Annotated in this window: 15 protein-coding genes; 14 read left to right on the forward strand and 1 reads right to left on the reverse strand. The window is 69.8% G+C overall.

Annotated elements, in window-relative coordinates; all coding sequences use genetic code 11:
- Positions 1-7: 7 nt before the first annotated feature.
- On the reverse strand, positions 8-1,237 hold the full coding sequence (locus ACFWU3_RS03235; protein WP_384430323.1) for a helix-turn-helix domain-containing protein: 1,230 nt from the start codon (positions 1,235-1,237) through the stop codon (positions 8-10).
- Between the two features lie 703 nt (positions 1,238-1,940).
- Between ACFWU3_RS03235 and ACFWU3_RS03240 the strand changes: the two genes are divergently transcribed.
- The 14 genes from ACFWU3_RS03240 (at position 1,941) to ACFWU3_RS03305 (ending at position 16,247) form a co-directional block, all read left to right on the forward strand.
- Positions 1,941-2,582 carry a hypothetical protein gene (locus ACFWU3_RS03240; RefSeq protein ID WP_384430326.1) on the forward strand — a complete coding sequence of 214 codons (642 nt, stop codon included), beginning with the start codon at positions 1,941-1,943 and terminating at the stop codon, positions 2,580-2,582.
- A 163-nt stretch (positions 2,583-2,745) separates the two neighbouring features.
- On the forward strand, positions 2,746-4,212 hold the full coding sequence (locus ACFWU3_RS03245) for a DUF6801 domain-containing protein (protein ID WP_384430329.1): 1,467 nt from the start codon (positions 2,746-2,748) through the stop codon (positions 4,210-4,212).
- 62 nt (positions 4,213-4,274) lie between these two features.
- On the forward strand, positions 4,275-5,273 hold the full coding sequence (locus ACFWU3_RS03250) for a hypothetical protein (RefSeq protein ID WP_384430332.1): 999 nt from the start codon (positions 4,275-4,277) through the stop codon (positions 5,271-5,273).
- Positions 5,274-5,567: 294 nt separating this feature from the next.
- Positions 5,568-6,554: an ABC transporter ATP-binding protein gene (locus tag ACFWU3_RS03255; protein WP_384430983.1), complete on the forward strand. Its 987-nt coding sequence runs from the start codon at positions 5,568-5,570 to the stop codon at positions 6,552-6,554.
- On the forward strand, positions 6,551-7,381 hold the full coding sequence (locus ACFWU3_RS03260) for an MlaE family ABC transporter permease (RefSeq protein WP_384430335.1): 831 nt from the start codon (positions 6,551-6,553) through the stop codon (positions 7,379-7,381). The genes ACFWU3_RS03255 and ACFWU3_RS03260 overlap by 4 nt, the downstream gene beginning before the upstream one ends.
- A gap of 4 nt (positions 7,382-7,385) precedes the next feature.
- Positions 7,386-8,189: an MlaE family ABC transporter permease gene (locus tag ACFWU3_RS03265; protein ID WP_384430338.1), complete on the forward strand. Its 804-nt coding sequence runs from the start codon at positions 7,386-7,388 to the stop codon at positions 8,187-8,189.
- Positions 8,186-9,424, forward strand: coding sequence for an MCE family protein (locus tag ACFWU3_RS03270; protein WP_384430341.1), 1,239 nt, complete (start codon positions 8,186-8,188; stop codon positions 9,422-9,424). The genes ACFWU3_RS03265 and ACFWU3_RS03270 overlap by 4 nt, the downstream gene beginning before the upstream one ends.
- On the forward strand, positions 9,421-10,452 hold the full coding sequence (locus ACFWU3_RS03275; protein WP_384430344.1) for an MCE family protein: 1,032 nt from the start codon (positions 9,421-9,423) through the stop codon (positions 10,450-10,452). The genes ACFWU3_RS03270 and ACFWU3_RS03275 overlap by 4 nt, the downstream gene beginning before the upstream one ends.
- Positions 10,449-11,489: an MCE family protein gene (locus tag ACFWU3_RS03280; protein ID WP_384430347.1), complete on the forward strand. Its 1,041-nt coding sequence runs from the start codon at positions 10,449-10,451 to the stop codon at positions 11,487-11,489. The genes ACFWU3_RS03275 and ACFWU3_RS03280 overlap by 4 nt, the downstream gene beginning before the upstream one ends.
- Positions 11,486-12,595, forward strand: a complete 1,110-nt coding sequence (locus ACFWU3_RS03285) for an MCE family protein (protein ID WP_384430350.1) — start codon at positions 11,486-11,488, stop codon at positions 12,593-12,595. The genes ACFWU3_RS03280 and ACFWU3_RS03285 overlap by 4 nt, the downstream gene beginning before the upstream one ends.
- 71 nt (positions 12,596-12,666) lie before the next feature.
- Positions 12,667-13,758 carry an MCE family protein gene (locus ACFWU3_RS03290; protein ID WP_384430986.1) on the forward strand — a complete coding sequence of 364 codons (1,092 nt, stop codon included), beginning with the start codon at positions 12,667-12,669 and terminating at the stop codon, positions 13,756-13,758.
- Positions 13,758-15,071, forward strand: coding sequence for an MCE family protein (locus ACFWU3_RS03295; RefSeq protein WP_384430354.1), 1,314 nt, complete (start codon positions 13,758-13,760; stop codon positions 15,069-15,071). The genes ACFWU3_RS03290 and ACFWU3_RS03295 overlap by 1 nt, the downstream gene beginning before the upstream one ends.
- Entirely contained in the window at positions 15,046-15,588 is a 543-nt protein-coding gene (locus tag ACFWU3_RS03300; RefSeq protein WP_384430356.1) for a hypothetical protein, read from the forward strand. The genes ACFWU3_RS03295 and ACFWU3_RS03300 overlap by 26 nt, the downstream gene beginning before the upstream one ends.
- Entirely contained in the window at positions 15,585-16,247 is a 663-nt protein-coding gene (locus ACFWU3_RS03305; RefSeq protein ID WP_384430359.1) for a hypothetical protein, read from the forward strand. The genes ACFWU3_RS03300 and ACFWU3_RS03305 overlap by 4 nt, the downstream gene beginning before the upstream one ends.
- Positions 16,248-16,256 lie beyond the last annotated feature (9 nt).

Raw genomic sequence — 16,256 nt, forward strand, 5'->3', positions numbered from 1 at the left:
CAAGCCGTCAGCCGGCCAGGGGCCTGCCCGGCGAACCCTCGGTCCGTGACCGCAGGGCCAGTGCCCGCAGGACGACCTCGATGGCGAACCGTCGCTCGGCGTCCACGAGTTGATCGCCGAGGATCGACTCCAGACTGCGCAGCCGGTAACGGACGGTCTGGGGGTGGACGTCGAGGCGCTCGCCCATCTGGGCCGCCGTGCCACGGGTGTCGAGCCAGATCCGCAGGGTGTCGACGAGCCGGTCGCGCCGGGACGGTGTGAGCTCGGCGAGCGGGGAGAGTTCTCGCTGGGCGAGCTGGTCGAGCAGCCCGGGATCGGACAGCAGCCACAGGGGGACGAGGTGGTCGGAGGCGAAGGCCAGCGGACCGTCCTCGACGATGCCCGCGTCGACCAGTTCCAGGGTACGCCGGGCCCAGCGGATCGAGTCATGTGCGTCGGCGGCCGGGACGGTGAGGCCGACGGCCGCGCGGTTGCCGAACAGAGCGGCGTCCAGCATGCGTCTTCGCGCGGCGTCGACCGGTCCCGGGATCAGTAAGTGCGGCTGCGGATCGCTCAGATCGGCGAGGACATCGTTGTCCATGTCCGCCCGCTCCAGGACCGCGGGGGAGCGCAGGGCGACCAGCGTGACGTACTCCGGAAGCGGCCAGGAGGTCTGCTCGGACAGTTCCGCGATGGCGGTACGGGGCACGGGCGGCCCGGCGAGCAGCAGATGCAGCAGCCGTCGGCGCAGGATCTCGTTCTGCTCCCCGGACCGCGACCGCACCTCCAAGTAGCCCTCGCGGGACAGTGCTTCGAGCTCGTCGACGTAGGCGAACAGCGCGTCGGCGAAGGTCAGCATCATCGTGGGGGAGAGGTTGTAGCTCCGGCCGACCTTCTTCGCCCGGCGCAACGCGATGCGCGCCCCGAGCCGGTACGCGCCCTGGAGCGCGTCCAGGCTGCGGCCCTCGTACGCCTCGTAGCGTCCGAACCTGCGGCACATCTCGTCCCGCAGGGCGGAGGGCGCGGACGGTTCGGCGACCTGGTCGACGAAGACGAGGATGCTCTGCTCGACGCCGACCCTGATGCCCTGGCCGTACGGGCCGTTCAGCAGCCGTGCGTACTCGGGATAGGCGCGGGTGACCTCGATGCCGATCTCTTTGATGAGGCTGGGCAGTTCGGGCCGGATGATGGCCGCGAACTCCTGCGGCAGCGGACCCAGCGACTCTCCGGTGTCCGACGGATTCACAGCTCCCGGCATGGCTGCCTCCCCTCGCTTTCCGGTGCCGGTGGGGTCGGTTTTCGATGCAAGCGCTCGCCATGGAAGCAGCTCACACTCATCGACTGCGGCTTGCCGAAGATAGACCAACCCCGGAGTGGTGAACACCACTTGGGGCACGACGAGTTTCCAAGGGCCAGAAAACGCTCTCTGTCGGCGATGATCGAGTGGCTCGAAATGGCGTCGGACGACGTAAAAGGGCTTCCGATTCCCGTGCGGGCACAGCAAAGTTCCGGCCATTGCGGACCGATAGCCCTGGGGGAGGCGGTGGCTGACGGACGGTGACGGCGGCGCCGTACGGTGAGGTCGGCTCTTGCGCGCGGTGGCGGGAGTGCGGGCACTCCGGCGATATGCGGCCCCCTGTCCCGACGTGACAGCTCGCGCCGGCCGTCCTCGGAGGTCGGCCGCTTACAGACCGGGAATTGCGCACCGAATGACAAGCGTGGCGCGCCAATTACGTACTCCGGTACGAGGAAAAACACGTGCCGAGAGAATCTTGACCGGCGGGATTGTGCGCGATGTTTCCCGCAAGTAACGTCTGGCATCGTCACGGATCGTACCTGGCTGAATCCTGTCGACCGCCACTGAACGGGGTTCAATGTCGCGTCCCGCCCTTCCCCCACACGGCTGTGGAACGCGTCCTGCGCAAGCAATGCATCGCACTGACGAATCGGAGGAACCACCCGTGCGAAACCCGATCGGAAAGGCCGCGTTAGTCGCGGTCGGGGCAACAGCCGCCGTCGCCCTCGCCACCGCACCGGCACTTGCCGCACCCACGACATGGACCGTAGGACCGAACTCTCCGGAGACGTTCTCGGCGCTGTCGGTGAATACCGTTCTCGACCTCAACGGAATTCCCCTCACCTGTCCCGCCGCCACCGCGGGCGGAAATCTCTTCAGCGCCACCGGAAATCCCGCCCATGTCGGCGACATAGCGAGCGCCGCCTTCGGCAGCGAGGCCGACCCCTGCACCAGCCCCGTGGGCCCGGTGGAGCCGGTCGCCGACACCAGCCCCGCCTGGCAGTTGCGGGCCACCGACTACGACGCGGCCACCGGCACCACGACCGGATACCTCACCGGCATCAACGCCTCCCTCACGGTGCTCACCTGCACCTTCGACGTCGCGGGTGAGGTGAACGCGACCTACACCAACTCCACCGGAGTGCTGACCGTCTCCAACGCGGACCGTCAGCTGACGGTCGTCAACGCCAGCGCGGGCTGCGCGGGTATCGCCCAGGACGGTGACCACCCGACCTTCAACGGCGACTACACCGTGGTCACCCCCGCCGGCGGCACGGCACACCCCACCCTCGTGGGCACCGAGTAGCCGACGTCGTCCGAGGCCGTCCGGGACCGCGCGGCGGAGAGCCGTCCGCCGTGCGGGCCCACCGGGTCTCGTGAAGGGAGCCATGCAGGTGCTGCGCAGCAGCGGGAGCAGCCCTACGACGGGCGCGCGTTGCCGTACGACGGGCACGCGTGCACGCACGGCGGTGCGGGGAACTGCCGTCGCCGTCCTGGTCCTTGCCGCCGGCACGGTCCCCGGGGCCGGCGCCGCGGACGGTGAGCAGACCGTGGCCGCCGAACTCGCCTACACCTGTGACGCCCCGGCGGAGCAGGAGCCTGTACGGATACAGGTACGGATCGCCGCCACCCTCCCCGAGGCGCACGCGGTGGGCGAGGCGGTCCAGGCGGAGGACGTCTCCACGACGGTGGTTCTTTCCGAGGCCACACGCGCCGAACTGGCCCTTCTCCGGGCGGCCGAGGTCACCGGCGCGAGCCGGCTCACCGTCGCCGTGGCCCAGGACGAGCACACGGCGGAAGCGGTCTGGCCGGGCACGGCCGCGCAGCCCGTTCCCGTCCCGGACAGCGGCGAGCTGACGCTCCGCACGTCCGGGCTCGTCCCCACCGTCACGGCCGGCGACACCGGCGGGCTCACCTTCACGGCGGGGCCGCTGACCGTCGACCTCACACCGCGCCGGGCGGACGGAACCCCCACCGAACCGGCCGTCGTTCCGCTGACCTGCACCCCCGAGGAGAGCGCGGAGACTCTTCTCGCCACGGTCGAGATCACCGGCAGTGCCGGCCCCTCCGCCCCGCCCCCGACCACGCAGCGACCCGCACCCACCACCGGAGCGCCCCGGCCGGAGGAACCGCGCGACCTCGGCATCGCACCACCCGCACCGAACGACGACAGCGCCCCCGCGGCACCACCCCCGTGCGTCGGCGACACCGTCAACCCCTTCGCGATGGTCGCGTACATCACGGGCTACTCGAACGTCGCCAAGCTCCGGGCGGCATCCGAAGTCCCCCTGTCCTGCACCCAGCTCATCGACGTCTCCAAGAAGATCGTGCCCAAGCCCGACGGGCTGCATCTGGTTCAGCACGCGACCGGCGTCCTGGACCACGAAGGCCGCCCCCAGATGCCGCCCGCACCCGCCACCTTCCTGACCTACGGGTTCATGCCGACGACGGCCATGATGGAGCTCACCCAACTGGACACCATGACCATCGACTCGGACATCCTGCTGGCCAAGTCCTCCGGTCTCACCCACATCAGGGTTCCGCTCCGCCTCCGCCTGTTCGACGTCAAGGTCAACGGCGTTCCCCTGGACGTCGGCCCCGACTGCCGGACGACCGGCTCCTTGTACTCGACGGACCCCGATCCCGCGCAGGACACCAAGGACCATGTGGTGCTCACCGGGGTGCTGAAGGGGCCGGGCAACGGCTACCAGCTCGTCACCGGCGGCGTACTCACCTCCACCATGACCATCCCGCCGTTCAGCGGCTGCGGAGTGGACGAGGACCTCGACGCCCTCTTCACCTCCTCCGTGTCCGGGCCGGGCAACTACCTCAAACAGGTCCAGGCCGCCCCCTGCGCATCGGGCAACCCCCGGCCCGACGCGCGGTACTGCACCCCCGACCACCAGCCGGTCAAGGTGCCCAAGCCCGAGCGCTGACCCACTGACACCACACACCTCGCAGCACAACTCCCCCAGAACCGGAAAGGATTGAGGGAGAGATGAGACCTGTCTCCTTGAGCTCCTCCAGAGCGCGCACCGCCGCGAGCTGCGCGCTCGCCGCCCTTCTCGTGGCGGTCCCCCTGACCGCGGCGCCCGCGAGCGCGGCCGAGCCCGTGAGTGACCGGACGCCGGCGCCGGCGTCGGCTCCCGTACAACTGAACGGTCACTGGGCGCCGTTCACCCGCTGTCCGGTCGACGACCCCGCCATGCTGGCCGCCGACGGCCAGGCCACGGTCGCCACCTGTGTGTCCTCGCAGTCACCGGGCGGCTCCATCAAGCTGGGCAAGACGACCGCGACGACCGGTCCCAACGACCTCCAGTTCGGGGTGGTGCAGCAGACGGCGACCGGCACCTTCACCGTGGTGCCGCCCGCCGGCGGCGCTCTCGTCGGGTCACCGACGGCCATCCCCGGCGGGCTGCTCGGTCTGATGTGTCCCAGCGACATCCCGGTCATCAGCGAGATCTGCCGCCGGCTCACCGAGAGCACCCTCAACAAGGTCACGGCCACGGTGGAATCGGCGGGCACCCCCACGGAGTTCAGCCTCACCTCGGGGCTGACCACCGGCAAGCCCATCGTGAAGCTGCCGGTGCGGATACGGCTGGAGAACCCGTTCCTGGGCTCGCAGTGCTACATCGGCTCAGCCGCCGACCCCATCGTGCTCCGGCCGCAGAACACGACCGCACCCGCCGTCGCCGTACAGCGCTTCGACGCGGGTGGAACGCCCAACACGGCAGGCGCGATGCTGCGGTTCGCCCTCACCGGCAACAGTCAGGGGGACACTGCCTTCTCCGTGCCGAAGGCCAACGGATGCGGCCTGTTCGGCATCCTCAACGGAGCCATCGACCTGAAGACGGGGCTTCCCTCGCCGTCCGGCAACAACCGCCTGACGCTCGACAACGCCTCCACCTACAGCGGCGGTCTCACCGCACCGGGCACCGTGAAGCCGGACGCCGGCAAGGTGCTGTCGCGGCACTGGCACTCCGCCGTCCTTCCCTGAGCGACGGCTTTCCCGAATGGACCGGCCTCGCGGCTCCGGCCCCCCTGGGCCGCGAGGCCACCATCGACTGCGACTGCGACTGCGACTGCGACTGCGACTGCGGGAGCGGGCGGTGGCTGCGCATAACTCCACAACGCGGCGGCCGGAACTTGTCACCGCATGACAAACAATTCGGCATCCGCGCAATTCGCGGATCAGGGGACCGTCCAGGCACTTGTCCTCGCGCCGCAGGTCAACTTAACGTGCGCCCTCGGCGCACCCCTGTCACGTCATGAGCACACAGCAGGAGGTGAGATGGGAATCGAAGTGGTGGTCGACGGACTCACGAAGTCCTTCGGCAAACAGAACATCTGGCAGGACGTCACGCTCACTCTTCCGGCCGGTGAGGTCAGCGTCATGCTGGGGCCTTCCGGCACGGGGAAAACCGTGTTCCTCAAGTCGGTCATCGGGCTTCTCAAGCCCGAGCGGGGTCGGGTCCTCATCAACGGCGTGGACATGGTGAACAGTTCCGAGAGGGACATCTACGAGACCCGCAAACTGTTCGGCCTGATGTTCCAGGACGGCGCCCTCTTCGGTTCGATGTCCCTCTTCGACAACATCGCCTTCCCTTTGCGTGAACACACCCGCAAAAAGGAGTCCGAGATCCGCCGCATCGTCATGGAGCGGATGGACATGGTCGGCCTCGTCGGGGCGGAGGGAAAACTTCCCGGCGAGATATCAGGCGGAATGCGCAAACGCGCCGGACTCGCCCGCGCACTCGTTCTCGACCCGCAGATCATTCTGTGCGACGAACCCGACTCCGGACTCGATCCCGTGCGTACCGCCTATCTCTCCCAGTTGCTGATCGATCTCAACGCCCAGATCGACGCGACCATGCTGATCGTCACGCACAATCTCGACATCGCGGCCACCGTCCCCGACAACATGGGGATGCTGTTCCGGCGCAATCTCGTCACCTTCGGCCCGCGGGAAGTGCTGCTCACCAGTGAGGAACCCGTCGTCGCGCAGTTCCTCAGCGGCCGCCGCGAAGGCCCGATCGGGATGTCCGAGGAGAAGGACGCCGCGACGCTGGCGATGGAGCAGCGCAAACTCGGGGGCGCCGCCGCGGCGGGGCCGCGCCCGCTCGTACCCCAACTGGAGCCGTCACCGGGCCTGCCCGAGCGCCGTGCCGTGCAACGCCGCAGAGAACGCGTCCTCGCGATGATGGACCGGCTGCCCGAAGCCGCTCGGACCGCGATCGCCCGCAGTTACGCCCCGGCCGGCGGCGGGGTGCCCAGGTGACCGCCCAACTGCCGGCCCGGCCCGCAGCGCCCCCCGGCCCACCGGCCCCGCGCCCGCCGCTGAAGGCGCTCGCGCCGCTGCGCGAGACCGGCAGGCTCTTCGCGCTCGCGCTCGCCGTCGTCCGGGCGACGTTCCGCCGTCCCTTCCAGGTACGGGAGTTCATCGAGCAGTTCTGGTTCATCGCCGGCGTCACCATCCTGCCCGCCGCCCTCGTCTCGATCCCGTTCGGCGCGGTCATCGCCCTCCAGGTCGGCTCGCTCACCCAGCAGCTCGGCGCGCAGTCCTTCACCGGCGGCGCCAGCGTCCTCGCCGTCATCCAGCAGGCCAGTCCGCTCATCGTCGCGCTGCTGATCGCCGGCGCCGGCGGCTCGGCGATCTGCGCGGACCTCGGCTCCCGCAAGATCCGCGAGGAGCTGGACGCGATGGAGGTCATGGGAGTGTCGCCCATCCAGCGGCTCGTCGTGCCGCGGGTGCTGGCCACCATGTTCGTCGCCGTCCTGCTCAACGGCATGGTCTCCGTCGTCGGCACACTGGGCGGCTACTTCTTCAACGTGATCATGCAGGGCGGCACCCCGGGCGCGTATCTCGCCAGCTTCTCCGCACTCGCCCAACTGCCCGACCTCTACATCAGCGAGTTCAAGGCGCTCGTCTTCGGCTTCATCGCGGGCATCGTCGCCGCTCACCGCGGGCTCAATCCACGCGGCGGCCCCAAGGGGGTGGGCGACGCGGTCAACCAGTCCGTGGTCATCACCTTCATGCTGCTGTTCTTCGTGAACATGGTCCTCACGGCGGTCTATCTGCAGATCGTCCCCGCGAAGGGGGGCTGATCCGATGGCCGTGCTCAGCCGCCTGGACCGCGCCGGAGACCAGCTGACCTTCTATGTACGGGCCCTGGTCTGGATTCCGAGGACCCTGCGCCGCTACCTCAGAGAGGTGCAACGCCTGCTGGCGGAGGTCGCGTTCGGGAGCGGCGGCCTCGGAGTCGTCGGCGGGACCATCGGCGTGATGATCGCGATGACCCTGTTCACCGGCACCGTCGTCGGCCTCCAGGGATACGCGGCTCTCAACCAGATCGGCACCTCCGCCTTCACCGGCTTCGTCTCCGCGTACTTCAACACCCGGGAGATCGCGCCACTCGTCGCCGGCCTCGCCCTCTCCGCCACCGTCGGCGCCGGCTTCACCGCCCAGCTCGGCGCGATGCGCATCAACGAGGAGGTCGACGCCCTGGAGGCCATGGGCGTGCGCTCCATGCCCTATCTCGTCACCACCCGCATCATCGCCGGTGTCGTCGCGATCATCCCGCTGTACGCGATCGGACTGCTGTCGTCCTACTTCGCCTCACGCTGGATCACCGTCGTCTTCAACGGCCAGTCCGCGGGCACCTACGACCACTACTTCCGGCTCTTCCTCTCCCCGGACGACGTCCTGCTCTCCATCCTCAAGGTGCTGATCTTCAGCGTGATGGTGATCCTCGCCCACTGCTACCACGGCTTCCGCGCGGAGGGCGGTCCGGCCGGCGTGGGCATCGCCGTCGGCCGCTCCGTACGCAACGCGATCGTCCTGATCAGCGTCACCGACTTCTTCCTCTCGCTCGCCATCTGGGGCGCGACGACGACGGTGAAGGTGGCGGGATGAACACGACCGTCCTGCGCCGAAGGCTCGCCGGAGTGGTCTTCCTGCTGGTGCCCGCCCTCCTGGTGTGGCTGTCGGTCGCCGTGTACGACAAGAAGTTCACCGACGACGCCACGATCACCGTCCTCGCCGGCGCCGTCGGCAACGAAATGCACACCAACGCGGAGGTCAAGCTGCGCGGCGTCGTCGTCGGCGAGGTGCGCGACATCCGCGCCGACGGCAGAGGCGCCCGTCTGACCCTCGCCATCGAACCCGGCCGGCTCAGCCGCATCCCCTCCGATGTCTCCGTGCAGATGCTGCCGACCACCCTCTTCGGCGAGCGCTTCGTCGCCCTCGTACCGCCCGCGCGCAACCCCTCCACCCGCACGCTCCGGGCCGGCGACACCATCACCCAGGACCGCTCCAGCAACGCCATCGAGCTGGAGCAGGTGCTCGACCATGTGCTGCCGCTGCTCACCGCGGTGCAGCCGCAGAAACTCTCCGCGACCCTGACCGCCGTCTCGCAGGCGCTGGAGGGCCGCGGCGACCAACTCGGCCGCACCCTGGTCACCCTCGACGCGCACCTCAAGAAGCTCAATCCCCAACTGCCCGTCCTCAACCGGGACATCGCGCACCTCGTCAGGGTCAGCCACCTGTACGCGGACGCCGCTCCCGACGTGCTGAAGGCGCTCACCGACTTCACCACCACCACGGGCACCATCGCCGGTCAGCAGGCCGAACTCGCCCGCCTCTACGGTTCGACCACCGCCACCGCGCAGGACCTCACCACCTTCCTGCGCCACAACAAGGAGAACCTCATCCGGCTCGCGGCGGTGAGCCGCCCGACGCTGGAGCTGCTCGCCCGCTACTCGCCGTCGTTCCCCTGCACCCTGCGCACCCTCGCCGGCTTCGTGCCCGCCATGGACAAGGCGCTGGGGAAGGGCACCGACCGGCCCGGACTCCATGTCGATCTGACCACCGTGCCCTCGCTGGGGAAGTACGTGCCCGGCAGGGACGCACCCGTCTACGACGGCGGCGACGGACCGCACTGCTACGCCGTCCCGTACAACGGCACACCGGCCCCCGCCGCTGCGGCAGCGGCCGCACCGAGCCTCGGCCTGCCCAACTCGCCCCAGGAGAACCAGCTCGTCAACGAGCTGATGGCCCCCGAACTGAAGAAGGCGCCGCGGGACCTGCCCGACTGGAGCAGCGTCCTGACCGGGCCCGTCTACCGCGGCACGGAGGTGACGCTCAAGTGAAGCGCCGCAGCATCGCCGGACCGCTGGTGAAGTCGGTCGTCTTCATCGTGGTCACCGTGCTGGCCACCACCGTCCTGGCCGTCAGCATCGCCAACACCGGGGTGGGCGACACCGCCCCGTACAAGGCGCGGTTCACCGATGTGACCGGACTGATCGCGGGCGACAGCGTACGGATCGCCGGGGTGAAGGTGGGGCAGGTCGAGTCCGTCAGGGTCGCCGACCGCCGTGAGGCCGAGGTCTCCTTCAGCGTCAGCAAGGGGCGCAGGCTGCCCGTCTCGGTGACCGCCTCGGTCAAGTACCTCAACATGGTCGGGCAGCGCTACATCGACCTCGACCAGGGAGCCGGCCCCGTCGGACAGTACCTGGCGGCCGGCGACACCATCCCCCTGAAGAGCACCACGCCCGCGCTCGACCTCACCCAGCTCTTCAACGGCTTCCAGCCGCTTTTCGAAGGTCTGTCACCGAACGAGATCAACGACCTGGCCTCCTCGATCGTCACCGTTCTCCAGGGCGACGGAGGCACCGTCGACAGCCTGGTGAAGCACGTCGGTTCCCTGACCACGACCGTGGCAGGCAAGGACCAGGTCATCGGCCAGGTCATCAAGAACCTCAACATCGTGCTGAAGACCGTCAACGACCGCGAGGCGGGCTTCGACCAGCTCGTCGACACCCTTCAGCGGCTGGTCAGCGGATTCTCCGGTGACCGCAAACCCCTCGGCGAGGCCGTGGTCGCCATGGGCGGACTCACCACCGTCACCGCGGACCTGCTGACGGACGGCCGCGCGCCGCTCAAGAACGACATCCGAGAACTCGGCCGTCTCTCCCGGCAGTTGGGCGAGAACAGCCCCGCCATCGAGAACTTCCTGCAGAAGACGCCCGCCAAGATGCAGGCCCTCACCCGGCTCGCCTCGTACGGGTCCTGGCTCAACCTCTATCTCTGCGAGGCGAAGGTCAGCGGCGTCACCACTTCGGACGGCAGCACGCCGCCCACGGGCATCGGGATCACCGAACCGAGGTGCCAGGGATGAGGATGACCATGCCCGGCCGTATCAAGCCCATCAGGGAACGCAACCCGGTCGCCGTCGGCCTCGTCGGACTCCTCGTCCTCGTGCTGCTCGGCTTCGCGGCCTTCCGCGCCGACTCCCTGCCCCTCGTCGGAGGCGGCACCACCTACACGGCGGAGTTCACCGAGGCGGCCGGACTCACGGACGGCGACGAGGTGCGCATCGCGGGGGTGAAGGTCGGCGAGGTCGCCTCCGTCGGCCTCGACGGCGACAAGGTGGCCGTCCGCTTCCGGGTCGAGGACGCCTGGATCGGCAACGCCAGCACCGTGGCCATCGCCATCAAGACGCTGCTCGGGCAGAAGTACCTGGCCGTCGATCCGCTCGGCACCACCGGCCAGAACCCGTCCGAGCGCATCCCCGCGAGCCGCACCACCTCCCCGTACGACGTCACCCAGGCCTTCAACGGACTGGGCGAGACCATCGGGAAGATCGACACCGCGCAGCTCGCCAAGAGCTTCGAGACGATCTCCGCGACCTTCAAGAACTCGCCGCCGAACGTGCGCACCGCTGCGAACGGGCTCTCCGCACTCTCCCGCTCCGTCTCCCAGCGCGATGCCCAGCTCGCCGCGCTCCTCCAGAGCAGCAGACAACTGTCGCGCACGCTGGACGGCAAGAAGAGCAGCTTCGAGATGCTGCTGGAGGACGGCAGTCTGCTGCTCGGTGAGATCCAGGCCCGGCGCGACGCGATCCATCTCCTGCTCACCGGCACCAAGAACCTCGGCATCCAGCTGTCCGGGCTGGTCGAGGACAACCGACAGCAACTGGCCCCCACCCTGGCCGCGTTGAGCAAGGTCACCGGCGTACTCCTGAAGAACCGCACGAGCCTCGACCGGACCCTCGCGCTCGCCGGGCCGTACTACCGGCTCGTCGGCAACACCCTCGGCAGCGGGCGCTGGTTCGACAACTACCTCTGCGGACTCGTTCCGCGTAACTATCTGCCCCCCGGCACGCCTCCCACGACCGGATGCATGCCGCCCAAGCCCTCAGGCGGTGCCTCATGAACCTCCGCCGGATCGTCGGGATCACCGCCGGGCTCGCGGTGGTCGCCGTCGCGGGAGCGTCCGGGGCGATGGCCCTGAAGGAAGCCCAATCCACCCGCGTCACCGCCTACTTCAGCCGGGCCACCGGTGTCTACGAGGGCTCCGACCTGCGAGTCCTCGGGGTCAAGGTCGGCACGGTCGACACCGTGAAACCGATGGGCGACCAGGTGCGGGTGACACTGCTGCTCGACCGCGACGTCGAGGTCCCCGCGAACGCCCACGCCGTCGTCGTGGCCCCGAGCGTCGTCGCCGACCGCTACATCCAGCTGGCCCCCGCCTACCGCGGCGGCGCACGGCTCGAGGACGGAGCGGTCCTGCCCGCAGAGCGCAACGCCATGCCACTGGAGGTCGACCAGCTCTACGCGTCGATCACCGAACTCAGCACCGCACTCGGGCCCAAGGGCGCGAACGCCGACGGCGCGCTCGCGCGTCTCTTCGACACCGGCGCCGCCAACCTGGACGGCAACGGAAAGGCGATCGGCGATTCCGTCGCACAGTTCGGCAAGGCGGCACGAACGCTCGACAACAGCAGCGGCGACCTCTTCGGCACCCTGGAACACCTTCAGTCCTTCACCGCCATGCTCAAGAAGAACGACGGCACGGTGGCCAAGGCCGAACAGCAACTCGCCACCGTCACGGGCTTCCTGGCCGACGACAAGGAGAACCTGTCGGCCGCTCTCAAGGAACTCGGCAAGGCGCTCGGCGTGGTGAAGGGCTTCATCAAGGAGAACCGCGGCGGGCTCCAGAAGAACGTCGACGCCCTCGTACCGCTGACCCGGATCCTGGTCGACCAGCGCGCCTCGCTCGCCGAGGCGATGGACACCGCCCCCCTCGCCGCCGGCAATCTGATGGCCGCGTACGACCCGGTCCACCGCACCATCAACGGCCGCGCCGACATCAACGAACTCAGCTTCGGCGGCGATCTCGTCACCCCCGACGGTACGAATCCACTGGCGGGCCTGGTTCCCGTGGCGCCGAACCGGCAGAAGACCCTGCCGGGTCTGCCGCTGCCGCCCGTCGGCACCGTCTACGGCACCCCGGACAAGCGTCGGGGGGCCTCCCGGTGAGAAGCCCCCGCACAGCGGCCGCGTCGACCGCACTCGCCCTGGCCCTCGGGCTCACCGTATCCGGCTGCTCGATGCCCGAGCTGTCGGGCATCGAGCAGCTGCCGCTGCCCGGCGGCGCCGATCTCGGAAGCCATCCGTACGACATCACCGCGGAGTTCGATGACGTCCTCAGCCTGGTGCCGCAGTCAGCGGTCAAGGTGAACGACGTCGCCGTCGGCCGGGTCACCGGGATCACCCTCAGCTCCCGGGACTGGTCCGCCAAGGTCACCATGCGCATCAACGGCGACGTGAAGCTGCCCGCCGACGCCTACGCCCACCTGGAACAGTCCAGCCTCCTCGGTGAGAAGTACATCCAGCTCTCACCCCCGCCCGCCAGAACCCGGACGGCGGCGGGCACCCGCGCGGCGGCGGGTCCCCTCGCGGACGGCGCGGCCATCCCGATCGCCCGCACCAACCGCAACCCCGAGGTCGAAGAGGTCTTCGGAGCGCTGTCGCTGCTGCTCAACGGCGGCGGCATCCATCAGATCAAGACCATCGCCACCGAGCTCAACAAGGCCCTCGGCGGGCGTGAACCCCAGGTCGCCTCCGTGCTCAAGCGGATCGACACCCTGGTGACGAGCCTCGACAGGAACAAGGGCAACATCACCGCCGCTCTCGACGGCGTCAACCGGCTCGCCGCCACCCTCGCGACCCGCAAACAGCAGGTCGGCCGGGTGCTCACCGGACTGAGCCCCGGCCTGTCCGTGCTGGAGCAGCAGCGCGGCTCCCTCCTCACCATGCTGCGCGCACTGGGCACCCTGTCCGACGTCGCCGTCGACACCGTCGAACGGAGCAAGGCCGACACGATCGCCGACCTCAAAGCCCTCGGACCGACGCTGAAGGCGCTCGCCGACTCCGGGAAGGCCCTGCCCGACTCGCTCCAGGTGCTGGTGACCTATCCGTTCACCGACGAGGTCCTGCGCGGGGTGAAGGGCGACTACCTCAACGTCTATCTGAACGTGGCGGCGGTACCCGGCACGCAGATCATCCCCGAGCTCACGCCGCCCGGAGCTCAGGCGCCCGCGCGAAGGGGCCGCGACGCGACACTCCCACTGCCCCTTCCGCCCGTCACGACGGCACCTGCCCCGACGAGCCCCGCCACGACCGCGGAAGGGGGCCGCTGATGCTCACCACCGCCACGCGCCTCAAGAACGTGGCCTTCCTGGTCGTCGCCGTCCTCGTGCTCGGCTTCGTCGGCATCCGCTACGCCGACCTCGGCCGGTACGCGGGACTGCAGGATTACTACACCGTGCGTGTCCAACTTCCGCATACCGGCGGCCTCTTCACCCACTCCGACGTCACCTACCGCGGTGTGTCGGTGGGGAGGGTCGGACCCATCGAGCTGCGCGAGGAGGGGGTCGAGGCCGAACTCCGCATCAAGGACTCGGCACCGCCCATACCCGCCGACCTGGAAGCCGTCGTCGCCGGCCTGTCGGCCGTCGGCGAGCAGTACATCGATCTGCGGCCGAGGAACAACGCGGGACCGTACCTGCGGGACGGCGCGGTCGTCGCGCAACGCGACACCCGCGTTCCCGCGCCCGTCACCGATGTCCTCACCAGCGTCGACGCCCTGGCCTCCTCCATCGACCCGGAGTCGCTGCGCACCGTCGTGGACGAGTTCGGTGCCGCGCTGAGCGGACGCGGCGACGACCTCCAGGTGCTGCTGGACAGCGGCGACGACTTCGTCCGCGCCGCCGACCGGGCGCTCCCGGTCACCACGCGGCTGATGATCGACAGCGAGACCGTGCTCCGTACGCAGACCGAGCAGGGGCGGGCCCTCAAGTCCTTTGCGACGGGGGCGAAGGAGCTCGCCGGACAGCTGAAGGGGTCCGACGCCGATCTGCGGCGCCTCATCGCCGCGGCGCCCGACGCTGCCGGCCAGATCAGCGGCCTCCTGCGCGATCTCGACCCGGCTCTCGGGGTGGTGGTCGCCAATCTGCTCACCACCTCCCAGGTCGCGGTCACCCGGCAGCGTGGCATCGAGGAACTGCTGGTCCAGCTGCCCGCCGTGGCCGCCGCCGGATCGACCGCGATCACGGGCCAGGGGGCGCGCTTCGGGATGGCGGTGACGTTCTTCGAACCCCTGCCGTGCACCGCCGGGTACGGCGGGACCACCTATCGCAACGGCGTCGACACCTCGCCCGCCGCAGCACTCAACACCAAGGCCCGCTGCACCGCACCGGCCGGCAGCGGTGTGAACGTCCGCGGCAGCGCGAACGCCCCCGGCGGCGGCCCGGTGCCCGACCCCGCGGTCCCCGGCTCCCTGCTTCCGCCGGCCGCCGGGACCGGCGGAGCCGACGGAGACAACACAGCCTCCGCCGCGGCAGAACGGCTGCCGGGACTGCTCGGACTGCCGTCGGTCGCGGGCATCCCGCGCGGTCTCGGCGGCCTTCTCGGACTGGAGGCGGGCGATGACCTGGAGGCGGGCAGTGACTAGGACGAGGAGGCTCTTCGCGGAGCAGCGCAGTCGCGTGGTGCGGGGGACCGCGGCTGTCCTGGCCGTCCTGTTCTGCGCCGTCTCCGCCTGGTCGTACGGGCAGGCGCGCGGCGACGACTTCCTCACCCACGCCACCTCCCGTGACGAGGTGCTGGCGGACGGCAAGGAGCGCATCGTCCGGCTCACCAGCTTCGACGCCGAGGACCCGGCCGCGGGGCGGAGGCAGTGGCTCGACGCCTCGACCGGGCCGCTCCACGACGAGTTGAAGCGGGTGAAGGCGCGGAAGGGCGCCACCGCCCGTGCCACGGTCACCGACGCGGCGCTCACCGCCCTCGACACCCGCGCGGGTACCGCCGAACTGATCGCGACCGTCCGCGTCGAACGGCCCCCCGGGGATGGGGCCACGGCAGGTACCACGGCCGGCAGCGAGCGCAAACGGCTGGAGGCCGTTCTCGCCCGCACCCCGGACGGCTGGAAGGTCCAGTCGCTGAGAGCGGTCCCGGTGGGTGGCGCATGAACAGCGAGGCGGCAGAGGTGGAAGCGGAAGAAGTGACGGGAGCGAGGCCGAGGCCCCAGGCGGAGAAGGCCCCGCATGGCGTGAGGCCGGAGCAGCGTCCGGAACCGGGGCCGGAACCGCGGAAGGGTACGCGACCCGAAGTGGGCCCGGACCGCCCCCCGTTCCGCCGCCGCACCCTCGCCGCCATGGCCCTCCTGATCGCGCTGGTTCTCGGCGGCGCCGCTTTCCTGTTCGCCACGGCGCGGCTGAACGACACACCCGCCGCCCGCAACCGCGCGCTGACCGACACCGCGGCCACCACCGAGGTGATCGAGGACGTCAGCACCGCGCTCACCCAGGTCTTCTCCTACACACCGGCCGGCACGGAGTCGACCCGGCAGGCCGCCCGAAGCCTCCTCGCCGGGAAAGCCGCCCGCCAGTACGGAGAGCTCTTCGGTCAGGTCGAGAAACGGGCGGCCGAGCAGAAGCTGACGCTCACCACCCATGTCGTACGGGCCGGGGTCACCCGGCTGACCGGCCACAGCGCCCACCTCCTGGTCTTCCTCGACCAGGTCGCCGAGCGCCGCGGCAAGCCGCCGGCCACCGCCGCCGCCCAGCTGTCCGTCACCGCGGAACTGCGCGGCGGACGCTGGCAGATCGTCGACATCGCATCCCGATAGGGAGGGACA

Source organism: Streptomyces sp. NPDC058685, assembly GCF_042714725.1.
Taxonomy (GTDB): domain Bacteria; phylum Actinomycetota; class Actinomycetes; order Streptomycetales; family Streptomycetaceae; genus Streptomyces.

Bases quoted from the DNA above. Each gene is read 5' to 3' on its own strand.
- ACFWU3_RS03255 (WP_384430983.1), top strand. From the start codon at position 5,568: ATGGGAATCGAAGTGGTGGTCGACGGACTCACGAAGTCCTTCGGCAAA.
- ACFWU3_RS03265 (WP_384430338.1), top strand. From the start codon at position 7,386: ATGGCCGTGCTCAGCCGCCTGGACCGCGCCGGAGACCAGCTGACCTTC.
- ACFWU3_RS03305 (WP_384430359.1), top strand. From the start codon at position 15,585: ATGAACAGCGAGGCGGCAGAGGTGGAAGCGGAAGAAGTGACGGGAGCG.
- ACFWU3_RS03285 (WP_384430350.1), top strand. From the start codon at position 11,486: ATGAACCTCCGCCGGATCGTCGGGATCACCGCCGGGCTCGCGGTGGTC.
- ACFWU3_RS03300 (WP_384430356.1), top strand. From the start codon at position 15,046: ATGACCTGGAGGCGGGCAGTGACTAGGACGAGGAGGCTCTTCGCGGAG.
- ACFWU3_RS03250 (WP_384430332.1), top strand. From the start codon at position 4,275: ATGAGACCTGTCTCCTTGAGCTCCTCCAGAGCGCGCACCGCCGCGAGC.
- ACFWU3_RS03290 (WP_384430986.1), top strand. From the start codon at position 12,667: ATGCCCGAGCTGTCGGGCATCGAGCAGCTGCCGCTGCCCGGCGGCGCC.
- ACFWU3_RS03270 (WP_384430341.1), top strand. From the start codon at position 8,186: ATGAACACGACCGTCCTGCGCCGAAGGCTCGCCGGAGTGGTCTTCCTG.
- ACFWU3_RS03235 (WP_384430323.1), bottom strand. From the start codon at position 1,237: ATGCCGGGAGCTGTGAATCCGTCGGACACCGGAGAGTCGCTGGGTCCG.
- ACFWU3_RS03295 (WP_384430354.1), top strand. From the start codon at position 13,758: ATGCTCACCACCGCCACGCGCCTCAAGAACGTGGCCTTCCTGGTCGTC.
- ACFWU3_RS03280 (WP_384430347.1), top strand. From the start codon at position 10,449: ATGAGGATGACCATGCCCGGCCGTATCAAGCCCATCAGGGAACGCAAC.